The following is a 22,973-nucleotide window of genomic DNA, read 5'->3' as shown; positions in this document are numbered from 1 at the left end:
TTCTAAAAATTTTATTCAAAAAAACAAAGAATAATTACCTCTTTTTATTCGATTTTATTTTAAAAATGAAAACGATTTCTTTTATTAAACAAGTGAAGATAGTAGCTTTTTTAATGGTATTATTTGCAACCTTAAATGCAAATGCTCAAAATTTTATTTTATCTGGTAAAGTAATTAATAATAATCAAGAACCTTTAATAGGTGCGACTATTACAATTAAAGAATTAAAAAAAGGTACTGCTTCTGATTTTGAAGGTAACTTTAAATTACAATTAGCAAAAGGAACTTATAATATTAGCGTTTCTTATGTAGGACTTAATAGTGTAGTTCAAAATATTGAAATATCAGAAAACAAAACTATTACTTTTCAATTATCTGCTGATAAAAATATACTAGATGAAGTTTTAGTTGATGCTATTCGTGTAAAATCGGATGCTCCTATTGCGCATTCTAATTTATCAAAAAAACAAATTGAAAAACGTAATTTAGGACAAGATATTCCTGTTTTATTAAATTACATGCCTAACGTTGTTTCATCTTCGGATGCTGGAGCTGGTGTTGGATATACTTACATGAGCGTTCGTGGTTCTGATGCTACAAGAGTTAACGTTACCATAAACGGAATTCCTTATAACGATGCCGAAAGTCAAGGTACATTTTGGGTTAACTTAGGTGATTTTGCTTCATCAACTCAAAGTTTACAATTACAACGTGGTGTTGGAACTTCAACAAACGGTGCTGGTGCATTTGGTGCTAGTTTAAATATTCTTACTGATGCAACTTCGGAAGAAGCTGGTGGAGAAATTTCAAATTCTTTTGGTTCATTCGGAACAAGAAAACATACCGTAAAATTTACTACAGGAAAAGTAAACAAACATTTTGAATTTGCTGGTCGTTTATCTAATATTTATTCTGATGGATATGTTGATAGAGCTTCTACCGATTTAAAATCGTACTTTTTACAAGGAAGTTATACTGATGAAAATACTTTAATTAAAGCTGTTGCTTTTGGAGGACAAGAAGAAACTTACCAAGCTTGGTACGGTTTATCTGCTGATGAATTAAAAGAAAATCGTCGTCAAAATCCTTATACTTACGATAACGAAGTTGATAACTACAACCAAAATCATTATCAATTACATTGGAACGAAAAATTAAATAAAAACTGGGCAACTAATGTTAGTTTAAACTACACAAAAGGAGAAGGTTATTTTGAACAATTTAATGGAGAAAGTGCTGTTTCTAAATACAACGGAATTGTTGAAGCAACAACAACTGATTGGTATGGTATTCCTGCAACCGATATTATTGTACGTCGTTGGTTAGACAATGATTTTTATGTTGCTAACGTTAATGCTACGTATAAAAACGATGGTTTAGAAATTATTACAGGAGGTTCTTATAGTCATTATGAAAATGATCATTTTGGAGAAGTAATTTGGGCTAAAGAATTTGCCGATGACGCAAATATTAGAGACCGTTATTATGAAGGAAAATCAACCAAAAATGATTTTAATGTTTTTTCTAAAACAACTGTTAATATTTCTGAAGATTTAAAAGCATTTGTTGATGTACAAGGAAGATTTGTTACTTATAAAACAAACGGTTTAACATCTAAAAGAAAACCTTTAAATGTTGATAAAACTTTTAATTTCTTTAATCCAAAATTAGGTTTAACTTATAAGTTAAATAATGAAAATAGCTTTTACGCTTCATATGCAAGAGCTAATAGAGAGCCAAATAGAGGTGATTTTAAAGGTGGTGTAGATACTCACGAAAGCTTAAATGATTACGAATTAGGATGGCGTTTAAATAACAAAACTGTTAAATTAAACACCAATATTTATTTTATGGATTATAAAAATCAGTTAGTTTTAACTGGTGAAATTGATGATACTGGTGATGCTTTACGTAATGCTAGCGGTAATAGTTATAGATTAGGTTTAGAAATGGATGCTGATATTCGTGTAAATGATAAATTTTCTATTCGTCAAAATGTTTCAGTAAGTCAAAATAAAAATGTAGACTTTTTTATAAATAGAGATGATAACTTACAAGATTTAGGAAATACAAATATTGCTAATTCACCAAATATTGTGGCTGGTAATGCATTTGTATATCAACCATTTGAAAACTTTCAAGTTGCATTTTTATCTAAATTTGTTGGTGAACAGTATTTAAGTAATACAGATACTGAAGCATCTAAATTAGATAGCTACTTTACAAGTGATTTTAATATAATGTATGAATTAAAAACAAATTCAATATTTAAATCTATTGTATTTACAGGTATGGTAAACAATGTTTTTGATAAAGAGTATGTAGATAGAGGTTATATTTATTTAGATGATTGGTCTACTCCTGGAACAACAACAGAAGCTCAAGGATATTATCCACAAGCTACTATTAACTTTTTAGCTGGTGTTACTTTTAAATTTTAATAAGTAATTTTCTTTTTTAGATAAATAAAAAATCCCAAGTTTAAAACTTGGGATTTTTTTATTTATTGATTTTTCCTACGGCACAACTTACAAATGATTTTGCTTTATGTAATACTGTGTTTTCGTTTCCGACTTCTGGATAACCTAGTTTAGCTAATTTTTCTTTCACTAAAATTAAAATAGCTTCGGTAGTATTTAAAGTAACTAATGACTTTTCTACATCGACTTTTACTTCTTCAACTCCTTTAATATTTGTTAATCCGTTGATAATTGTGTTTGCACAACCACAACATTTTAAGTTTTCGATAGAAATTTCTTGCATATTATCGCTGATTTTTTCCGTTCCAAGCCGTATAACCTCCTAAAACATTATAAGCCTGAAAACCTTTTTTTAATAAAATTTCTGAAGCTGTTTTACTTCTACCTCCCGATTTACAATAAACATAAACTGGTTTAGTTTTATCTAACTTTTCTAAAGCTATTTTTTCAAAATCAGCTGATTTTACATTAATTTCTAAAGCATTTTCAATTGTACCTTTTGAACATTCTCCAGGAGTTCGTACATCTAATAATTGAATATTTTTATTCTTTTTAAGAATAATTTCTAAATCATTAACAGAAATATTTTGAACTTCTTCAGTTTGTGATTTACATGAAATAATAAGTGTAAAAATTAATGCGATAAATAAAAAGTATTTTTTCATTAGTTTTATTTTAAAGTTGATGGACAAACTGCTACAGTTTTAGCAATTGTTGTTTTTCTTATTGCTGCAAAACCTCCTGCAACGTCTATTACATTATGATATCCTCTAGCCTTTAATATTGATGAAGCAATTACCGAGCGATATCCTCCTCCACAATACAGATAAAAATCTTCTGTTTTTGGAAATTCATCAATATGATCATTTAAAAAATCTAAAGGTGTACTTGGCACATCAATAACATGTTCTTTGCTATATTCTCCTGGTTTACGTACATCAAAAACTTTTGCTTTCTGTTTTATTACATCTTCTAAATCATCCGCAGTAACAGATTCTAAAGTATCAATTTCTTTACCTGATGTTTTCCAAGTATCAAAACCTCCTTCTAAATATCCTAAAACATTATCAAAACCAACACGAGATAAACGTGTAATAGTCGTTTCTTCTTCGCCAATAGGTGTTATTAATAAAATTGGCTGAGTTATATCTTTAATTAAAGTACCTACCCAAGGAGCAAATGTTCCATCTAAACCAATAAAAATTGATTGCGGTATAAATCCTTTTACAAAATCTAATTGATGACGGACATCTAAAATTATAGCACCTGTATCATTCGCTGTTTTTTCAAAAGCAGCTGCGGATAAACTTATTGCCCCATTTTTAATAACATCATCTATAGATTGATATCCTTCTTTATTCATTTTTACATTTAAAGGAAAATAAGCTGGCGGAGGCAATAACCCGTCAGTTACTTCTTTTATAAATTCTTTTTTTGTCATATCAGAACGCAATGCATAATTAGTTTTCTTTTGATCTCCAATAGAGCCAACAGTTTGTTTACTTAAATTTTTTCCGCAAGCAGATCCTGCCCCATGTGCTGGATATACAATTACGTCATCCTCTAAAATCATAATTTTAGTGCGCAAACTATCATATAAAAAGCCTGCTAAATCATCTTGAGTAAGCGCTCCTTTTTGTGCTAAATCAGGTCTTCCTACATCCCCTAAAAATAAGGTATCTCCACTAAAAATAGCATAATTTTTTCCATTTTTATCTTTTAATAAATAAGAAGTACTTTCCATAGTATGCCCTGGGGTATGCAATGCTGTAATGGTAATATTTCCTATTTTAAAAACTTCGCCATCTATTGCTATGTACGATTTATAATTAGTTTTAGCTGTAGGTCCATAAACTATAGTTGCACCTGTTTTTTCTGCTAAAGTTACATGACCACTAACAAAATCTGCATGAAAATGAGTTTCAAAAATATATTTAATTTTAGCATTATCAGCGTTAGCAGTTTTAATATAAGGTTCAACTTCTCGTAGCGGATCAATAATAGCTACTTCTCCTTCACTTTCTATATAATAAGCTCCTTGTGCTAAACAACCTGTATAAATTTGCGTTATCTTCATAATATTATTTATTTATATGCTTGATGTATATATTGTGCGTATTTTTTTTGATTTTCATTATTTCCTGTTTTGAAAAAATGTACTGCTCCATTGGCTCTCATAAAAAAATGTTCTAAACCAACTTCTTCTAATATACCTCCTCTAAAAAAATCATCTCTTACAGGTCCTTTTACTCCAGCAAAGTAAAAGGAAATATTTCGTTTATGATAATAGCGAATACGTTCTTTTAACATTTCAATTCCTGTACTATCAACTCGATTGATACTTTCCGCATCTAATATAATTAGTTTTAATGAAATTCCTTTTTCTTCGGTCATATCGTCTAATTTTTCACGGAAATAATTACAATTTGCATAAAATAACTGTGCATCAAAACGAAATATTAATATTTCTGGATCGATAATTACTTCTTCAAATCTATTTTTATTTCGATAAAAATCAGAATTTGGTACTCTTCCTAATTGTGCTACGTAAGGTCTGGATGTTCTATAAATCAATACAACTAAAGATAAAAGAACACCTGTTAATATTCCTGGTTCTATTCCTAAAAATATGGTCGAAAAAAAGGTTGCTATTAATAGCCAAAAATCTAAATGATTAGCCTTCCAAAGTCTTTTTGCTTCTTTTATATCGATTAAATTAAATACCGCTACAATAATAATTGCAGCTAATATTGTTTTTGGTAAATAATAAAATACAGGTGTAAAAAAAAGTAAAGTAAGTATTACTATCAATGCTGATACAATTGCTGAAACTCCTGTTTTACCTCCTGCTTCTTCGTTTATTGCTGAACGAGAAAAACTTGATGTAGTTGGATATGATTGAAACAATGAACCAACAATATTACTTAATCCTAAAGCTACTAATTCTTGATTTGCACTTATTCTATATTCATCTTGTTTTGCTTCAAGAGTTTTTCCTATTGATATAATTTCTAAATATCCAACCATTACTAATGTTGCTGCAATAGGAAATAATTGTCTTATTAAAACAGTGTCTATAACAGGAATATTAAATTTAGGCAAACCTGAAGGAATATCTTTTACTATCGCAACATCGGTAAGAAAGTTTTCAAAAAAGCGAAGCACTATAATTCCTAATACTACAACAATTAAAGCATTTGGTATTTTTTTATTTATCTTTCTAAAAAGAACAATTATAATACAAGCTAAAATTCCTATTATAGAAGTATTAATATTAAGATAAGAAATTTTAAAAAAAATATCTTCTAATAAAATGTGTACTTGATCGCTTTGTAAAAAATCTACACCAAGCAAATTTCTAAATTGATTTAAGCCAATAATCATCGCTACCGCGGATGTAAAACCTATAATTACAGGTCTTGATAAAAAATTAACGATAAACCCTAAACGAAAAAGCCCCATTAAAAGTTGCATACTACCAACCATCAATGCTAATAAAATTGCGATAGCAATATAATTTTCAGAACCTATTAAAGCTAATGTAGAAACACCAGTTGCAACAATTAACGAATCCATTGCCACAGGACCAATTGCTACTTGACGAGAAGTTCCGAAAATTACATATATTAATTGGGGTACTAAAGCGGCATATAATCCATAAATAGGTGGCAATCCTGCAATTAATGCATAGGCAATTCCTTGAGGAATTAGGACGGTTGCTACGGTTATCCCAGCTAGAATATCAGCTTTTAATGCTGTTTTTTTGTAGTTGGGTAACCACGCTAATATGGGTATGAGTTTCTTTAGTAATTTCATTTTAAAAAAGCCCGCCTTGTGTTGTTTCTCTTATTTTTCCTAAATGTTTATATGCTAAATCTGTAACCTCTCTTCCTCTTGGTGTACGCATTATGAAACCTTGTTGTATTAAAAAAGGCTCATATACTTCTTCAATAGTTTCGGTGTTTTCACTAACAGCTGTTGCAATTGTACTAAGTCCTACTGGTCCTCCTTTGAATTTATCAATAATAGTTGCTAAAATTTTATTATCCATTTCATCCAAACCATTGGCATCGACATGTAAAGCTTTTAATGCAAAAACAGCAATTTCAATAGTAATACTTCCGTTACCTTTTATTTGAGCAAAATCTCTAACTCTTCGTAATAAGGCATTTGCAATACGAGGTGTTCCTCTACTTCTACCTGCTATTTCAATTGCCGCTTCCATAGAAATTGGCACTCCTAAAATATAAGCACTTCTTTCAATAATGGTAGTTAATAATTCTGTTGAATAATATTGTAATCGACTACTGATACCAAAACGAGCTCTCATCGGAGCAGTTAATAATCCTGAACGAGTTGTTGCACCAACTAAAGTAAATGGTTCTAAATGGATTTGAACAGTACGTGCATTTGGTCCTGACTCAATCATTATATCGATTTTATAGTCTTCCATTGCTGAGTATAAATACTCTTCAACAATAGGGCTTAATCTATGGATTTCATCAATAAATAATACATCACGTTCATCAAGATTTGTTAATAATCCTGCTAAATCTCCTGGTTTATCTAAAACAGGACCTGATGTTACTTTTATTCCTACATCTAATTCATTGGCTAAAATATGAGCCAAGGTGGTTTTTCCTAATCCTGGAGGTCCATGAAATAAGGTATGATCTAATGCTTCGTCTCGTTGATTAGCTGCTTCAACAAATATTTTTAAATTATCAATTGCTTGATCTTGACCTGCAAAATCATCAAAAGAAAGTGGACGTAATTTTTTTTCTACATCCAAATCATCATTTGATAGATTTGTGTTTTCAGGGTTTAAGTTTTCATTCATATAGTCACAAATATACTTGAAATATACTATTTGGTTTGTAATAATTGTTACGTAGTGGTATTATCAATGCTAAGATACATATAAGTAAGAAAGATATAAAACAAAAAAGCCTTCCAAAATTGGAAGGCTTTTTTTAATAATTTATATATTATGAAGGTTCTTCGCCTTCTAATAATGGAGTAGTTTGTAACACGTAATCTTGACCGTGTAAGTACTCACCATTTTCATCTGTTTTACTATAATCATAAGCCCATCTGTGAACTTCAGGAATAGCACCTGGCCAGTTTCCGTGAATGTGTTCTACTGGAGTAGTCCATTCTAAAGTATTCGATTTCCAAGGATTCATAGTTGCTTTTTGACCTCTGTACATTGAGATAAAGAAGTTTGCTAAGAATAATAACTGAGCAGCTCCTCCTAAGAATGCCATTAATGTCATAAATACGTTAATTTCAACTAAATCATCAAACATTGGAAAGTTTGAGTTTGTATAATAACGACGAGGTAAACCAGCTAATCCAACAAAGTGCATCGGGAAAAATACTCCGTAAGCAGAAATTATTGTTAACCAAAAGTGCCAGTAACCTAATGTTTTGTTCATCATTCTACCATACATTTTAGGGAACCAGTGATACACACCAGCAAACATTCCTAATAAAGCAGATACTCCCATCACTAAGTGAAAGTGAGCTACTACGAAATAAGTATCATGTACGTTAATATCTAAAGCAGAATCTCCTAAAACTAATCCTGTTAAACCTCCTGTTACGAATGTCGAAACTAATCCGATAGAAAATAACATTGCAGGATTTAATTGTAAGTTACCTTTCCAAAGCGTTGTTACATAATTAAATGCTTTTACTGCCGATGGAATTGCAATTAATACTGTTGTAAAAGTAAACACAGATCCTAAGAATGGATTCATTCCTGAGATAAACATGTGGTGCCCCCAAACAATTGTAGATAAAAATGCAATTGCCATAATAGATCCAATCATTGCACGATATCCAAAAATTGGCTTACGAGCATTTGTTGAAATTACTTCAGATGTTAATCCTAAAGCTGGTAATAAAATAATATATACTTCAGGGTGACCTAAGAACCAGAATAAGTGTTCAAATAATACTGGTGATCCTCCTTGATAATGTAATACTTCTCCAGAGATAAAAATATCTGATAAGAAAAATGATGTTCCGAAACTTCTATCAAAAATTAATAATAAAGCTGCAGATAATAATACAGGAAATGAAACAACACCAATAATCGCTGTGATAAAGAAAGCCCACATTGTTAGTGGCAATCTTGTCATTTTCATTCCTTTTGTACGTAAATTTAAAATAGTTACGATGTAGTTTAACGATCCGATTAATGAAGAAGCAACAAATATTGCCATAGACACTAACCATAAAGTCATACCTGTACCTGAACCTGGAATTGCTTGTGGCAATGCAGATAATGGAGGATAAATTGTCCATCCTGCTGATGCTGGTCCTGCTTCAACAAATAATGATATAATCATTACTACTGATGATAAGAAAAACAACCAGTATGAAACCATATTTAAGAAACCAGAAGCCATATCACGAGCTCCAATTTGTAATGGTATTAATAAGTTTGAGAAAGTACCACTTAAAGCAGCAGTTAATACAAAAAACACCATTATTGTACCATGTATTGTTACCAATGCTAAGTACATATCAGGATCCATAATTCCATCGGTTTGATGATCTCCTAAAAATGCTTCTATTATTGAAAAAGATGTTTCTGGCCAAGCAATTTGTAAACGGAATAACATAGACATAAAACCTCCTATGATACCCATAAATATACCCGTAACAAGAAATTGTTTCGAGATCATTTTATGATCTTGACTAAAGATGTATTTAGTTACAAATGTTTCTTTGTGATGATGATCTGACATAATCTATATATACTTTTAAAAAATATCTTATTTAATAACTTGCGCTAACGTTTTTTGTTCTGATAACCACTTGTCATATTCTGCTTGTTCAACAACAGTGATTTTCATTTGCATATTGTAGTGAGATGCACCACAAATTTTATTACATAACAATAAATAATTAAATTCGTAAAGGTCTTCACCTTTTACTTTTCTAATTTTGTTAATTCCAGCTGTTTTTTCTATTACTTCAGAACTTAAACGCATTTCATCCGTAGTAAACTTTGGTGTAAAAGCAAATTGAGTAATCATACCTGGTACACAGTTCATTTGCGCTCTAAAGTGAGGCATGTAAGCAGAGTGTAATACATCTTGTGAACGAAACTTAAATAAAACTTTTTTACCCTTTGGTAAAACCATTTCAGTAACTTTCTTATCATCTTGTGCTTTAGGATCAGACATATCAACTCCCATTGAGTTAATACCTTTAATAAAGTTTACGTTTCCTAAACCTAATTCATTATCTGCTCCTGCATAACGTGCTTGCCAGTCAAATTGTCTTGAATATACTTCAATTACAATTGGGTTTTCGTCATCACCAACATACATAATGTTATTCCAAGCCCATAAACCATATCCAATTAATATTACAATTGTTACCGCAGGGATAACAGTCCATATTAATTCTAAAGTATGACTATCAGCATAAAACAATGCCTTTTTACCTTTTTTACCTCTATACTTGTAAGTGAAAAAGAAAATTAAAAATTGCATTGCAAACTGAACAACACCGATTAACCAAAATGTAATGTTAAATAAGTTATCATCATGTTCTCCTTCTATAGAAGCCGATTCAGGTAACATAATTACATTCATGGCTACTAAACAGTAAACCATCATTGCATAGAAAAAAACTAAAAATCCTATAGCTAATTTACCTTGTGTTTCGTTGTCTTTGTCTGTAGCTATTACAGAACGAAGATTCATGATACGTGTAATTTGCCAGAAACTAACTCCTATTGCAATTGCTATGAAAATATAAAATAAAGCGAGCATATTATCTAAACTATTTGTTAATTATTAATGATTACTATCTTCTCCTCTGTGTTCGATATTATAGTAATGGTGTGTTTCACTTTCGTGTAAGAATGGATTTCCTTTTGCTAATGGATTTGCTTTTGCAAACGCGCTAAATGTAGCATAAATAAATAATCCTAAGAAGAATAAAATCCCGCTTATTTCTCCAATACCAAATCCATATTGAGCACCAACTGTTCCTGGCATAATCATTACGAATAAATCTAAATAATGACCAGCTAATATTACAACTCCTCCTATTGTTACAAACCAAGGTATGCTTTTAAAATCACTATTTAATAATAAAAGTATAGGGAAAATAAAGTTCATAACTACCATTGCTAAAAATGGCACTTTATATTCATTAAAACGTAATAAATAATAAGTTGTTTCTTCAGGAATATCAGCATACCAAATTAACATAAATTGAGCAAACCATAAGTAAGTCCAAAATACAGAGAAACCAAACATATACTTTGCTAAATCATGAATATGACTATCATTTACAAATGGTAAAAGACCTTTAGCTCTTAAGTAAATTGTTACAAAAGCAATTACTGTTAATGCAGATACTAAGAAAGTTGCTAATACATACCATCCAAATAATGTAGAGAACCAGTGTGGGTCAATTCCCATAATCCAATCCCAAGACATCATAGATTCTGTTACAAGGAAAAGGAATAAGAAAACTACAGAAATATTGTAATTTCTCATGTGTAATTTTAAATCTCCATTTTCTTGTTTTATAGAACCTTTTCTAATGATAAAACGATATACATTCCAAACTGTTAAATAAAAGATACTTCTAATTAACCATCCTGGCGTATTTAAAAACCATTTTTTTCCATCGATAACAGCATCATAATTTGCGTGTTGCGTATCAAAAACTCCCTCATTCATCCAAGGAAATAAGTGATTCATGTGCATCGCTGTTGCTATTAAAAATAATAACATGATAACACTTACATAGTGTAAATTTGCTGTAATAGCTTCCATTACTCTAAATAATACAACAGACCAACCTGCTTGTGCTACTCTTTGAATTGCATAAAAAGCTAACACTAATAATGTCATTCCTAAAAAGAACATTAAAGCGACAAAAAATGCTGCCCAAGGGCGATTTTGCATTTGATGAAAAGCATGTTCTGCGTGAGCATCATGATTTTCGGCATGAGCTTCAGTAGTATCAGTATGTGCTACTGTAGCTTCAACATGTTTTTCGGTTACTTCTTCTGCATGTGCATTATCTACAGCGTGAGTAGTTATTGCTTCTTCTGAGTGTACTTCTTTTACCGCTTCAGTTTGTATTGCTGTAGTATCAGCAGTATGTGATTCGGTTCTTTTTTCTGAATGTTTTTCAACTTCAGTATGTGCTTCTTCAACATGAGGTGTTGCTACTGCATGAGTATCATCCGTAGCATGTTCATCATGATGAGCACCATGTTGTTTTTCTAAAATCGCTTTTGCCTCTGTTAACGTTTTAGGTGCCGACATAAAACTAATGGCAGTACCTAACGCTCCTAAAATCATAAGAGCAATAGCAAGTATTTTTAATTTTCCTGTAAACTGGTACATATCTTAACTATCTATTATAGAGTTATTTTAATTCGCTTCTTAATTTCTCTACATACTGTACAATTTGCCAACGCTCATTGTATTGTAATTGTCCTGCATGAGATCCCATTAAATTTTTACCATACATAATAACATGATAAATATTCCCTGGATTTAAGTCTCTTTCTTTATAGTTTGGTATACCGTTAAATTTATCTCTTTGAGATAAAACTCCGTTACCATCACCTTTTTTTCCGTGACAAGTAGCACAGTAAATTCCGTATAACTCTTTACCTTTTGCTAAATTTTTTTCAGTAGTCGCTAAAGGATTTTTTAAAGTTGCTTTCGCTTTTTCATATCCTTCATTTGTATTCGGAATATCATAAGCTACAATACCTTTTCTACTTACTGTACCTGCAACAGGTAACCTGTCTACCATTTTACCATTTAAACCATCTGCACCATTCGCATCATAAGGAATAGACACATACATATCAGGCATATATTGTAGTTGTGGTGTACGTTTATCTCCACATGAAATAACACTTGTTATAACAACTAAAGCAACGATTATTTTAAAAAAACTTTTCATATCTCTTTATTAGTGCTTTTCTACTATGTTAATTTCTACAGCTCCTGTTGTTTCTAACAAAGCTTTTAACTCCTCCTCGTTTCCATTTACAGGAATTTCCATTAAAAAATGGTCATCTGTTGTTCTTGGATCTGGATTCTCTGCTTCTTTAAATGGCCATATTCTACTTCTCATATAAAAAGTAATAACCATTAAATGGGCTGCAAAAAAGACTGTTAATTCAAACATAATTGGTACAAATGCTGGCATATTAGAAAACCAACTAAAGTTTGGTTTTCCTCCAATATCTTGTGGCCAATCTTGAATCATCATATAATTAGTCATCCAAATAGCAAAGCACAAACCTGTAATTCCGTAAAAGAATGCAGTAATAGCTAAACGTGTAGGTGCTAATCCTAATGCTTTGTCTAACCCATGAACTGGAAATGGACAAAATACTTCTTCAATGTGGTGATGTTCTCCTTTGATTTTCTTAACGGCATCCATTAAGATATCATCATCATTATAAAATGCGTGAATTACTTTACTAGTGCTCATTGTTCTTATCTCTTAATTTTTTAAAATTCTCTCCTGAAGACTTCAAGATAGTCTTAACTTCTGCTTGTGCAATTACTGGGAAAGTTCTTGCATATAATAAGAATAATACAAAGAAAAAACCAATAGTTCCTACAAAAATACCCACATCTACAAATGTTGGTTCAAAACGCCACCATGTTGATGGTAAGTGTCCTTTACTTAATACAATTGCAATAATGTCGAAACGCTCAAACCACATACCGATATTAATAATGATAGAAATAATGAAAGAAAATATAAAACTTCTTCTTAATTTCTTAATCCATAATAATTGAGGTAAAATAATATTACATATTAACAATGACCAAAATGCCCATCCATATGCTCCTGCTTCTGCTCCAAATGATAAATAAGTATAGTTTTCATAAGGTGATCCTGTATACCATGCAATAAAGAATTCTGTTGCATAAGCTACAGCTACAATACCACCTGTTAAAAGGATTACAATATTCATATATTCTACGTGTAAACGTGTAATATATGCTTCCATATTTGTAACCTTACGCATAATACCTAATAAGGTTTGTACCATTGCAAATCCTGAAAAGATTGCTCCAGCTACGAAATAAGGAGGAAATATTGTTGAATGCCATCCTGGGTTAATAGAAGTAGCAAAATCCATTGATACAATTGTATGTACTGAAAGTACTAATGGTGTAGCTAAACCTGCTAACACTAATGATACTTCTTCAAAACGTTGCCAATCTTTAGCTCTACCTGACCATCCGAAAGATAATAAAGCATATATTTTCTTTTGAAAAGGCTTTACTGCTCTATCACGAATCATTGCAAAATCTGGTAATAAACCTGTCCACCAGAAAACTAATGATACAGATAAATATGTTGAAATTGCGAATACATCCCATAATAATGGTGAGTTAAAGTTAACCCATAATGATCCGAATTGATTTGGCATTGGTAATACCCAGTATCCATTCCATGGACGTCCCATGTGAATAATAGGGAATAAACCTGCTTGGAATACAGCAAAAATTGTCATTGCTTCTGCCGAACGGTTAATTGCCATTCTCCATTTCTGACGGAATAATAATAGTACTGCCGAAATTAAAGTTCCTGCGTGACCAATACCTACCCACCATACGAAGTTGGTAATATCCCATGCCCAACCAATGTTTTTACTTAATCCCCACACACCGATACCTGTACCGACAGTGTAGAAAATACACCCAAACCCCCATAACATTGCTGCTAAGGAGATAAAAAATGCGATATACCAATTTTGATTTGCTTTACCTTCTATAGGCTTTGCAATGTCTTCAGTGATATCATGGTAACTTTTGTTACCTAACACTAAAGGTTCTCTATAAGATGATTCGTAATGAGACGACATAAATCTATATACTTATTAGTTTTGTTATTATGCTTCGTTTGTATTTCTTACTTTTACTTGATAAACTACGTTTGGTTTTGTACCAATATAGTCTAACACATGAAAAGCTCTATCATCCTCTTTTAATGCAGTAACTGCATCTTCAGGATTATTTATATCTCCAAATACCATTGACCCAGATGAACAAGCTGATGAACAAGCTGTTTCAAATTCATCTTTATGTACAGCTCTACCTTCTTTTTTAGCATTTAAGATAGTTGCTTGTGTCATTTGAATACACATAGAACATTTTTCCATAACTCCACGAGAACGAACTACTACATCTGGATTTAACACCATTTTTCCGTATTCGTTATTCATGTTAAAGTCAAACTCGCTATTTTCTGAATAATTAAACCAGTTAAAACGACGAACTCTATAAGGACAGTTGTTAGCACAATATCTTGTACCTACACATCTGTTATAAGCCATTTGATTTTGACCTTGACGACCATGTGATGTTGCTGCTACTGGACATACTGTTTCACACGGAGCATGATTACAGTGCTGACACATCATTGGTTGGAAAGCTACTTCTGGGTTTTCTGCAGAATTTTCTAAAGCGTCAAATAAATCACCTTTACTTAATTCTAAAACTTTTTCAGTATACTTTCTTTCAACTTCTTTGTTTGATAATCTAGGGTTTTGAGCTCTAAATTCTTCAATAGTCATTGAAGCATCATGTTGCTTATCAACTACTGTAGAAGAATAATAACGGTCAATACGCAACCAGTGCATATCTCTACCTACTCTTACCTCGTCTTTACCTACAACTGGCACATTGTTTTCTGCATGACATGCTACAACACAAGCCCCACATCCTGTACAAGATGTTAAATCGATAGATAAATTAAAGTGATGTCCTACCTCACGATTATGGTCTGCCCATAAATCGATACTTTTTGCTTCAACTTCTTGGTGATCATAAGAAACCATTGAAGGCTTATTCCAAGTATGTTTTGGATCTAAATTTTTATTTGATACTTGGTTTAAAGTAGCTTCTTTTAAAATATCATTACGACCAGCAAGAGTACTTTGTACTTGAGTACAAGCAAATTTATGCCATCCTGAAGTTTTTTCTATAGAAACATTATATTGAATATGGTTTCCATTTTTATAAAGAGGATATGCGTTTAAACCAACTTGCATCTCTTCTTTTAAAGTTTGTGTTCTACCGTATCCTAATGCTAAACCTACAGATCCTTTTGCTTGACCTGGCTGAATCATAACTGGAACTTTTTCAACAGAAACTCCGTTTACCGTTACAGTAGCATAGTTACCATTAATAGCTCCGTTATCTTTTACAGGATTTTCAAAACCTAATTCTCTAGCATCAGCCATTGAAACGGTTAAGTAATTATCCCAAGAAGCACGTGTTATAGGGTCTGGTAATTCTTGTAACCAAGGATTGTTTGCTTGTTTACCATCACCTAATGCAGTTGATGAAAATAAGTTTAATTCAAAACCAGAAGCAGTACTTGTAGTTTTTAATAACTCAGATACTGTATTTGTTATAACTACTGCAGATTGAAAAATCTCTTCGTCTTCAGAAGTAATAACATTTGCTTTGAAAAAACCATCATGCAATGCTTGATTCCAAGATGCTCCACCTAATACATTAGTACTCCAAAACTCTTTTAAAGTATCGTAATAGTTTACAGAACTACCTGACCATTTTAATAACACATCTTGTAACTGACGTGTATTAAATAATGGAGAAATTGTTGGCTGCATTAAACTATACGTACCTTTAGTAATTGTAACATCTCCCCAGCTCTCTAAATTGTGAGGTGCTGGTAATGTATATTGTGTAGCATTAGCCGTTGCATCGTTTTGAGTCGATATTGCAACAGATAATTTTAAGTTCTTAATTCCTTCTGCTAAATCAGCAGCATTTGCTAAAGTATATAAAGGGTTTGTGTTATAAGTAACTAAACCTTTTACAACTCCTGCTTTAATATCAGCAACTAATTGAACTACTTGAGTATCGTTACCTTGACGTGTTAAATTAACAGCTTTTGTATCGAATATCTCACTTTGTAATTTCTCGTTAATAGCAAAAGCAATTAACTGAGCATTTTTATCATTTAATCCTGTAACAACAACTCCTTTTGAACCTGCCTTTTTTAAACTAATTGCTAGTTTTTTAATTTCAGCATCAATTTGAGTTGCTTTAGAAGGAATTGACTCTCCTGTTACTTCGTTATATAAATTAACTAAAGCATATACTTGATCAGAAGGTTTCACAACCAATCTTTTATCAGCATTTGCTCCTGCTAAAGACATATTACTTTCTACCTGAACATGGTAAGACATCTTACCAGATGCAGCTTTACGACCATCAGTATATGATTTTTCATAACCTCCTTGCCAGTCACCAATAAAATCAGCACCAATAGAAGCGATTACTTCAGCTTTACTAAAATCGTAATTAGGTAAAGCGCGTGTACCATACATTGCTTCGAAAGCATCAGCAGTTGCACTTTCTGAAATAGCATCATAAACAACGTGCTTTACGTTTGGATATGCAGCAGTAAATGCTGTAATTACTTTTTCAGTTGAAGGACTTGCTAAAGTACCTGTTAATAATACTACAGGTTCATTTGCTGTTTTCAACTCATTCAAAGTTGCAACAATTTCTTTATCGGCAGTTGCCCAAGAAATTTGTTCAGCACCTTTTTTAGGTTCTTTTAAACGTAATTGATCATCGTATAATGATAAAACAGATGCTTGTGTACGTGCGTTTGTTTCTCCTGATGCCAATTTGTTAGGCATTACAAGAATCGGACGACCTTCACGTGTTTTTACTAATACGTTTGCAAAATCAAAACCATCTGCTATTGTAGTTGCGTACCAATCAGCAACACCTACAACGATATCATTTGGTTGTACTACATAAGGGATTGATTTTCTTACGGGACCCTCACAAGCTGCTAAAGAAGCTGCTGCTGTGGTAAATCCAACATATTTCAAGAAATCTCTACGTGAGGTTGATGAAGTTTCTAACGTTTCTTTATCACCTAAAAATTCATCTGTAGGAATATCTTGTACAAACTCATTATTACGTAGCGTTTCAACAACAGAACTACCTTTTAGTTCTTCAACACTTTGCCAGTATTTTTTGTTTGAAGCCATTTATATATGTGTTTTTCTACTTTCTAATTGATTAATAGTGGCACTTACCACACTCTTTTCCACCTAACTGTGCTATTGAAACTTGATCAACTCCATACTTTGCTGCTAATTGCTTATGAATTTTAGCATAGTATTCATTTCCTTTCAAGTCTACTTTAGTCTCTTTATGACAATCGATACACCAACCCATTGTTAATGGAGAGTACTGATATACCTCTTCCATTTCTTCAACTGGTCCGTGACATTTTTGACATTTTACACCTGCAACAGTTACGTGCTGTGAGTGATTAAAGTATGCAAAATCTGGTAAATTATGAACTCTAACCCATTTAACAGGCTTAGTGTTACCAGTATATTCTAAATTTTCAGCATCCCATCCGGCAGCATCATATATCTTAGCTATTTCTTTATCTAAATCAGATTTAGTTAAAGTATGATCATCCATAACCACTTTAGTATCATCTGCTACTTCTGAAATATTCTTATGACAGTTCATACAAACACTTACTGAAGGAATACCTGAAGTTTTACTATGTTTTGCTGAAGAGTGACAATATTGACAATCTATCTTATTATCACCTGCGTGAATTTTATGCGAAAAAGCAATTGGTTGAATTGGCTGATAACCTTCATCAACACCTACTTGAAATAATGTTCCGAATAAAACATAAATCCCAATTAAAGCTCCAAAAATCACAGCTAACACATGTAAAAATGTATTCTTTTTAATACCTTCCCATAACTCAGCTGTTTGACCTGCTAAACCTGGTGTTTTAGGTGCTCCTTTTAACTCACTAATTGTTTTTAATAAACTAGCAATAATTAAAAAAGCAACAATAATCGCTGCTGCTAAAATATACAACAACCATCCTGGAGCATCTCCTTTTTCAGTTGAACCAGCTGCAGCAACTTCAGTTGCACCTGCCTTCTTAATCTCACCAACAGTTGTGTAATAAAGAATATCATCAATATTTTTATCTGTTAACTGAGGAAAAGCAGTCATATTAGATTGCTTATATTCTTCAAAAATTTCAATTGCATCTTTATCTCCAGAAGCTCTTAACGCTGCGTTGTCTTTAATCCAAGACTTTAACCAATCGTTTTCTCTTCTGCTTTCTACTCCTCCTAGTTTAGGACCAACAAGTTTTTTATCTAACTTGTGACAAGAAGCACATAAAGACTTAAATAATTTTTTCCCTTCTTTTTGACGGGCTTCATCAACATCTTGTGAAAACGCTGAAAAACTCACGAATAAAACTAAAAAGAAAGCTAAACTCTTTACGAGTGTCTGGGTTAATCTGTTGTGATGTTTCACACTTTTCATACTGTTAAATATAAGTTTTAATAGATTTTTATCTATAAGACTATTATAAAAATAGCACATAGAAGGTTACGCAAAAGTACTACTTATCTCTAAATTGTGAAAAGTTAAGAGATTGCTAATTTATAATTTATATTTGTTCTAAATAACTTAAGTAGACAATCTATTAAATTGTAAGTCATTACTTTTGTATAAAGTTTTAATCAAATGAAAAAAAGAGGTATTATACTAACTTTAACGTTATCTCTTACAATAGGTGTATTTAGTACAAAAGCACAAGAGAAACACAATAAAAATAAAGATATAGCTTCTCTTATTGTTAAGAAAAGAGAATATAATAAACGAAATGGAACTGGTTACAGAATCCAATTATATAATGGTTTAGAAACGAAAGCTAAGAGTTTACGAAACAGATTTCAGATTGAATATCCGGGTGTTTATACAAAAATCACCTACGATCAACCTGATTGGAAAGCACAAGTTGGTGACTACAGGACAAAATTACAAGCAGATAAAGCTTTAAATAAAATAAGAGAAAAATTTAATGGTTCTATTGTTATTCCACTATAAATAAAAATCAGAATAATAGGTAAACAAAAAAATCAGTGCTAAATTTAGCACTGATTTTTTTGTTAGATGTAGTATAATTATTCTTTAAAATAATTTATGACTCCTCAGAATTATCTATAATATCGATATTTTTAGCTCGTTTTTTCCAATTCATTCTTGCTAGTTTTTGTAAATCGGCAACATTATCGCTCTCATCCATAATTTCAAAACCTAAAAGGGTTTCAATTACATCTTCTTGAGTTACTAAACCACTTACAGAACCGTATTCATCAACAATTAATGCTAAATGTTCTCTTTGTTCTATTAACTTTTTAAATAATTCAGGAATTGATAAATTTCTTTCTGCAATAAGAATAGTTCTTTTTATTGATTTTAAAGGTTGATTTCCTTTTTTCTCAACTAAAGCAAGTAATAATTGATCTTTTAAAATATAACCAGTTATAGTATCCGAATTATCAGAAAAAACAGGAATTCTTGAAAAATTTAGTAAGTTATTTTTATCAAAAAAGGATTGAATTGTTTGATTTTCATCAGCTGATATAAGAACTGTACGAGGCGTCATAATATCTTTTGCTTGAACATCTTTAAAATTCAACATATTTCGGATAACATTACTTTCATCTTCATGAAAAACACCTTCTTGTTCTGCAATATCTGTCATCGCCGAAAAATCTTCCCTACTTAAAACACTTTCCCCATGTCCTCCTTTTCCTCCAATTAACTTAGTAGTCAATTGTAAGATCCATAAAACACCTGTCCATTTTAATGGAAAAATCATTACTTTTAATGCCTTTGTTGTAAAACCAGCTAATTGTTTCCAATAGGTAGCTCCAATTGTTTTTGGAATAATTTCTGATGCCACTAAAATTAAAATAGTCATAACTGCAGAAACGATAAAAACACCATAACCATCATCATTAAATATCTTTTTAGCCTCAGTACCTACTAAAATTGCACCAACAGTGTGGGCAAGGGTATTTAATGTAAGAATAGCGATTAAAGGTTTATCAACATCTTTTTTTAAAATTTCTAATCCTGTTGCAAAAGCTTCGCCTTCGTTCTTTTTCACATTGATAAAAGTAGCGGTTACACTTAGTAAAACTGCCTCTAAAATAGAACATATAAAAGAAAAAAAGATAGAAACTGTAGCGTAAATAATTAATAGTGTCATTTAATTTTGTTTAATTTTTAGCTAAAATACGTAAAAAAGAAAACCTCAAACATTACTGTTTGAGGTTTTATTATAATTATAAAGTTTTTATTTAGAAACCATAACTTAAACCAGCTAACCAGTACGATTGTACTTTTCCTGGTGTTGCTTCTAAAGAAGGATAATTTGTTAAAGCAGAATTAAAAGCTTCTTGTTTATTAGCTCTTAAACCAGATTCAACTCCTACTCCAATACCTTTCCAGATATTAAATCCGATAGAATTTATCCAAGTTGCGTTAGATAAATCTGCTGATTTATAGCTTTGGAAAGTAGATAAATTAGATCTGAATTTAAAGTTACCTATTTTCTTGTTGTATTCAGCAACTATTTTAGCACCTAAAGAAGAATCAAAGTTTGATCCTGATTTACTAAATACATAATTGTAGTTTAATGGGTGTGCAACTACTACTAATTCTGGAATAGGAATCCAAGTAAGTCCAAGTCCAAAATCTAAATAACCTGGGTCATTAAAATTCTTAATTAAAGAAGTTCTGTATTCAACTAAAGTTGAAGCAGCTAATGTTTTAGTTAATTTATAACCAAATAAAGAAGTTACTGTAAAAACATCAGTAGTTCCGTTAAATTCAGTATCGTCATTAGGGTTATTTTTATCATCTAATTTAACCCAACCTAAATTAATATTTCCTGAGTTTCTCCAAAAATACTTTTCTCTATCTAAATTAGCAAAACCATTTATAGTAATACCTACATTTCCAGCAGATGAATTAGGAACAGTATTAGAGTACCAGTTATCGAAAGCAGAAAAATTAGCTCCAATTGTACCAAATGCACCATATTTCCAACCTGGAAAAGCATCAATTTTAGATTGTAAAGCATTAGCTTCACCTTGTAATTTACTTATTTCACCTTTTTTAGTTGCAAGATCTTTTTTTAGTTCTTGAGCTGTTTGTGCTTGTAAAGAAACAATAGAACAAACAAATGCTAATGTTAAGATTATTTTTTTCATTATATTAAATTTTTAAGAACGCAAAACTACGCATTTTATTAGACAACCTTCTTTTTCAAAAGTCACTTATTTTTAATACTTATTTTTTAAATAAAGGCACTGTTGAACAGGCTTCACCAAACATAATGCTTTTACAAATTGGCTGAATTTCACTAACCAACAATGTATAAGCACTTTGCGGAATTGGTTTAGCAGAACAACCTTTTATTATTAATCTTTTATCTTGATATAAAGTTGTATCTAAATTTGTAATAATATCATTAAAAATTACCGTTTCTAATAATTCTAAATCACCAACTACTATTTTTTGAGCAAATTCGGTTAACTTAGTTGTTAATAAAAGATATGCCCAAGAAGGAATTACCGCATCAACAGAACAACTTAAAGCAACAAATGTGTCTTTATATTGCGACCAATTATGATTTTTCACTTGTTCTCTAAAATCTTTCTCACGAAGAATTAATTCTTCATACAACCAATCTTTAATATCAAAAACAATACGATTTCCTTTAGGATAAAAATCTTCAAGATCAATAGTTATTAATTTACTATCGGCAACTCTATTTATAATTTCTTCTGCCATTTTTATAGCATTCCAAGTTCTAACTTCGCCTCTTCACTCATCATTTCATTTGTCCAAGTAGGATCAAAAGTAATTTCAACCTCACAGTTATTAATTTCTTCTAATGATTTTACCTTGTTTTCAATATCAACAGGCAAACTTTCTGCTACTGGGCAATTTGGTGATGTTAAAGTCATTAAAATTTTAGCATCCTTTTCTTCAGAAACGAATACATCATAAATTAATCCTAACTCATATATATCTACTGGAATTTCAGGATCATAAATTGTTTTTAAAACACCTACTATTTTATCTCCTAAATCGTCTAATTCTTTATCTGTCATCTTTTCTACTTCTTTATGTTGTTAATTTAGATTGTTGCGCAAGCGCATACATTTTTATTTGCTTAATCATAGAAACTAAACCATTAGCACGCGTTGGACTTAAATGTTCTTTTAAACCAATTTCATCGATAAAATCAGTTTTTGCTTCTAAAATTGCTGCGGGAGTTTGATTAGAATATACTCTTAATAATAACGCTACAATTCCTTTGGTTAAAATAGCATCGCTATCGGCAGTAAATAGAATTGTGTTGTTATCTAACTCAGAATATAACCAAACTTTTGATTGACATCCTTTAATTAAATTTTCATCTAACTTAAAGGTATCCTTTATCATAGGTAATGATTTTCCTAAGTCAATTATATACTCGTAACGCTCCATCCAGTCATCAAACATAGAAAACTCGTCAATAATTTCTTCTTGTATTTCTTTGATAGTCATTTTTTAAAACTATTTTTGC

Annotated in this window: 20 protein-coding genes; 2 read left to right on the top strand and 18 right to left on the bottom strand. The window is 31.2% G+C overall.

From position 1 onward, the window contains the following. The first annotated feature begins 65 nt into the window (after positions 1 to 65). Positions 66 to 2,441, top strand: a complete 2,376-nt coding sequence (locus tag AB0T67_RS09015) for a TonB-dependent receptor (RefSeq protein ID WP_369220032.1) — start codon at positions 66 to 68, stop codon at positions 2,439 to 2,441. 58 nt (positions 2,442 to 2,499) lie between these two features. Here the strand turns inward: AB0T67_RS09015 and AB0T67_RS09010 are convergent, their stop codons facing one another. From AB0T67_RS09010 to AB0T67_RS08950, 13 genes are all read right to left on the bottom strand, one after another. Further along, positions 2,500 to 2,763, bottom strand: coding sequence for a heavy-metal-associated domain-containing protein (locus tag AB0T67_RS09010; protein ID WP_369220031.1), 264 nt, complete (start codon positions 2,761 to 2,763; stop codon positions 2,500 to 2,502). A 1-nt stretch (position 2,764) separates the two neighbouring features. Then, the gene (locus tag AB0T67_RS09005; protein WP_369220030.1) at positions 2,765 to 3,145 is read right to left on the bottom strand and encodes a rhodanese-like domain-containing protein; all 381 of its coding nucleotides are present in this window, start codon (positions 3,143 to 3,145) and stop codon (positions 2,765 to 2,767) included. 5 nt (positions 3,146 to 3,150) lie between these two features. After that, positions 3,151 to 4,557, bottom strand: a complete 1,407-nt coding sequence (locus AB0T67_RS09000; protein ID WP_369220029.1) for an MBL fold metallo-hydrolase — start codon at positions 4,555 to 4,557, stop codon at positions 3,151 to 3,153. An 8-nt stretch (positions 4,558 to 4,565) separates the two neighbouring features. Further along, positions 4,566 to 6,296 carry a SulP family inorganic anion transporter gene (locus AB0T67_RS08995; RefSeq protein WP_369220028.1) on the bottom strand — a complete coding sequence of 577 codons (1,731 nt, stop codon included), beginning with the start codon at positions 6,294 to 6,296 and terminating at the stop codon, positions 4,566 to 4,568. 1 nt (position 6,297) lies between these two features. Further along, the gene (ruvB, locus tag AB0T67_RS08990) at positions 6,298 to 7,320 is read right to left on the bottom strand and encodes a Holliday junction branch migration DNA helicase RuvB (RefSeq protein ID WP_369220027.1); all 1,023 of its coding nucleotides are present in this window, start codon (positions 7,318 to 7,320) and stop codon (positions 6,298 to 6,300) included. 148 nt (positions 7,321 to 7,468) lie between these two features. Further along, positions 7,469 to 9,238 (bottom strand): cytochrome c oxidase subunit I, encoded by a 1,770-nt coding sequence (locus AB0T67_RS08985; RefSeq protein WP_369220026.1) that lies wholly within the window; start codon positions 9,236 to 9,238, stop codon positions 7,469 to 7,471. A 27-nt stretch (positions 9,239 to 9,265) separates the two neighbouring features. Next, the gene (locus AB0T67_RS08980) at positions 9,266 to 10,273 is read right to left on the bottom strand and encodes a cytochrome c oxidase subunit II (protein WP_369220025.1); all 1,008 of its coding nucleotides are present in this window, start codon (positions 10,271 to 10,273) and stop codon (positions 9,266 to 9,268) included. Between the two features lie 24 nt (positions 10,274 to 10,297). Continuing rightward, positions 10,298 to 11,869, bottom strand: a complete 1,572-nt coding sequence (locus AB0T67_RS08975; protein ID WP_369220024.1) for a quinol:cytochrome C oxidoreductase — start codon at positions 11,867 to 11,869, stop codon at positions 10,298 to 10,300. A 22-nt stretch (positions 11,870 to 11,891) separates the two neighbouring features. After that, positions 11,892 to 12,440 carry a c-type cytochrome gene (locus AB0T67_RS08970; protein WP_271230835.1) on the bottom strand — a complete coding sequence of 183 codons (549 nt, stop codon included), beginning with the start codon at positions 12,438 to 12,440 and terminating at the stop codon, positions 11,892 to 11,894. Positions 12,441 to 12,449: 9 nt separating this feature from the next. Beyond that, positions 12,450 to 12,977 (bottom strand): DUF3341 domain-containing protein, encoded by a 528-nt coding sequence (locus AB0T67_RS08965; protein ID WP_369220023.1) that lies wholly within the window; start codon positions 12,975 to 12,977, stop codon positions 12,450 to 12,452. Beyond that, positions 12,967 to 14,367, bottom strand: coding sequence for an NrfD/PsrC family molybdoenzyme membrane anchor subunit (gene nrfD, locus AB0T67_RS08960; RefSeq protein WP_271230836.1), 1,401 nt, complete (start codon positions 14,365 to 14,367; stop codon positions 12,967 to 12,969). Before nrfD ends, AB0T67_RS08965 begins: the two co-directional genes overlap by 11 nt. Before the next feature lie 27 nt (positions 14,368 to 14,394). After that, entirely contained in the window at positions 14,395 to 17,541 is a 3,147-nt protein-coding gene (locus tag AB0T67_RS08955) for a TAT-variant-translocated molybdopterin oxidoreductase (protein WP_369220022.1), read from the bottom strand. A gap of 31 nt (positions 17,542 to 17,572) precedes the next feature. After that, positions 17,573 to 18,865, bottom strand: a complete 1,293-nt coding sequence (locus tag AB0T67_RS08950) for a cytochrome c3 family protein (RefSeq protein ID WP_271230837.1) — start codon at positions 18,863 to 18,865, stop codon at positions 17,573 to 17,575. Between the two features lie 204 nt (positions 18,866 to 19,069). Between AB0T67_RS08950 and AB0T67_RS08945 the strand changes: the two genes are divergently transcribed. Then, a complete protein-coding gene (locus AB0T67_RS08945; protein ID WP_271230838.1) occupies positions 19,070 to 19,432 on the top strand; it encodes an SPOR domain-containing protein in 363 nt (120 codons plus the stop codon). A gap of 94 nt (positions 19,433 to 19,526) precedes the next feature. On the opposite strand, the gene AB0T67_RS08940 is transcribed toward AB0T67_RS08945, so the two are convergent. The 5 genes from AB0T67_RS08940 to AB0T67_RS08920 form a co-directional block, all read right to left on the bottom strand. Beyond that, positions 19,527 to 20,603 carry a CNNM domain-containing protein gene (locus tag AB0T67_RS08940; RefSeq protein ID WP_369220021.1) on the bottom strand — a complete coding sequence of 359 codons (1,077 nt, stop codon included), beginning with the start codon at positions 20,601 to 20,603 and terminating at the stop codon, positions 19,527 to 19,529. A 91-nt stretch (positions 20,604 to 20,694) separates the two neighbouring features. Further along, entirely contained in the window at positions 20,695 to 21,609 is a 915-nt protein-coding gene (locus AB0T67_RS08935; RefSeq protein ID WP_369220020.1) for a DUF3078 domain-containing protein, read from the bottom strand. Between the two features lie 79 nt (positions 21,610 to 21,688). Continuing rightward, positions 21,689 to 22,192: a DUF2480 family protein gene (locus tag AB0T67_RS08930; protein ID WP_369220019.1), complete on the bottom strand. Its 504-nt coding sequence runs from the start codon at positions 22,190 to 22,192 to the stop codon at positions 21,689 to 21,691. 2 nt (positions 22,193 to 22,194) lie between these two features. Further along, positions 22,195 to 22,515, bottom strand: a complete 321-nt coding sequence (locus AB0T67_RS08925; RefSeq protein ID WP_271230842.1) for a DUF59 domain-containing protein — start codon at positions 22,513 to 22,515, stop codon at positions 22,195 to 22,197. A 13-nt stretch (positions 22,516 to 22,528) separates the two neighbouring features. Further along, a complete protein-coding gene (locus AB0T67_RS08920; protein WP_369220018.1) occupies positions 22,529 to 22,954 on the bottom strand; it encodes a SufE family protein in 426 nt (141 codons plus the stop codon). Positions 22,955 to 22,973: the final 19 nt, after the last annotated feature.

It is taken from the genome of Tenacibaculum salmonis, from assembly GCF_041053065.1.
In the GTDB taxonomy this organism is placed as follows: Bacteria; Bacteroidota; Bacteroidia; order Flavobacteriales; family Flavobacteriaceae; genus Polaribacter; species Polaribacter pacificus_A.
Note: the sequence above shows the minus strand (reverse complement) of the source record. Positions and strands in the feature narration are given on the sequence as shown.

Bases quoted from the DNA above. Each gene is read 5' to 3' on its own strand.
- AB0T67_RS09015 (WP_369220032.1), top strand. From the start codon at position 66: ATGAAAACGATTTCTTTTATTAAACAAGTGAAGATAGTAGCTTTTTTA.
- AB0T67_RS09010 (WP_369220031.1), bottom strand. From the start codon at position 2,763: ATGCAAGAAATTTCTATCGAAAACTTAAAATGTTGTGGTTGTGCAAAC.
- AB0T67_RS09005 (WP_369220030.1), bottom strand. From the start codon at position 3,145: ATGAAAAAATACTTTTTATTTATCGCATTAATTTTTACACTTATTATT.
- AB0T67_RS09000 (WP_369220029.1), bottom strand. From the start codon at position 4,557: ATGAAGATAACGCAAATTTATACAGGTTGTTTAGCACAAGGAGCTTAT.
- AB0T67_RS08995 (WP_369220028.1), bottom strand. From the start codon at position 6,296: ATGAAATTACTAAAGAAACTCATACCCATATTAGCGTGGTTACCCAAC.
- ruvB (WP_369220027.1), bottom strand. From the start codon at position 7,320: ATGAATGAAAACTTAAACCCTGAAAACACAAATCTATCAAATGATGAT.
- AB0T67_RS08985 (WP_369220026.1), bottom strand. From the start codon at position 9,238: ATGTCAGATCATCATCACAAAGAAACATTTGTAACTAAATACATCTTT.
- AB0T67_RS08980 (WP_369220025.1), bottom strand. From the start codon at position 10,273: ATGCTCGCTTTATTTTATATTTTCATAGCAATTGCAATAGGAGTTAGT.
- AB0T67_RS08975 (WP_369220024.1), bottom strand. From the start codon at position 11,869: ATGTACCAGTTTACAGGAAAATTAAAAATACTTGCTATTGCTCTTATG.
- AB0T67_RS08970 (WP_271230835.1), bottom strand. From the start codon at position 12,440: ATGAAAAGTTTTTTTAAAATAATCGTTGCTTTAGTTGTTATAACAAGT.
- AB0T67_RS08965 (WP_369220023.1), bottom strand. From the start codon at position 12,977: ATGAGCACTAGTAAAGTAATTCACGCATTTTATAATGATGATGATATC.
- nrfD (WP_271230836.1), bottom strand. From the start codon at position 14,367: ATGTCGTCTCATTACGAATCATCTTATAGAGAACCTTTAGTGTTAGGT.
- AB0T67_RS08955 (WP_369220022.1), bottom strand. From the start codon at position 17,541: ATGGCTTCAAACAAAAAATACTGGCAAAGTGTTGAAGAACTAAAAGGT.
- AB0T67_RS08950 (WP_271230837.1), bottom strand. From the start codon at position 18,865: ATGAAAAGTGTGAAACATCACAACAGATTAACCCAGACACTCGTAAAG.
- AB0T67_RS08945 (WP_271230838.1), top strand. From the start codon at position 19,070: ATGAAAAAAAGAGGTATTATACTAACTTTAACGTTATCTCTTACAATA.
- AB0T67_RS08940 (WP_369220021.1), bottom strand. From the start codon at position 20,603: ATGACACTATTAATTATTTACGCTACAGTTTCTATCTTTTTTTCTTTT.
- AB0T67_RS08935 (WP_369220020.1), bottom strand. From the start codon at position 21,609: ATGAAAAAAATAATCTTAACATTAGCATTTGTTTGTTCTATTGTTTCT.
- AB0T67_RS08930 (WP_369220019.1), bottom strand. From the start codon at position 22,192: ATGGCAGAAGAAATTATAAATAGAGTTGCCGATAGTAAATTAATAACT.
- AB0T67_RS08925 (WP_271230842.1), bottom strand. From the start codon at position 22,515: ATGACAGATAAAGAATTAGACGATTTAGGAGATAAAATAGTAGGTGTT.
- AB0T67_RS08920 (WP_369220018.1), bottom strand. From the start codon at position 22,954: ATGACTATCAAAGAAATACAAGAAGAAATTATTGACGAGTTTTCTATG.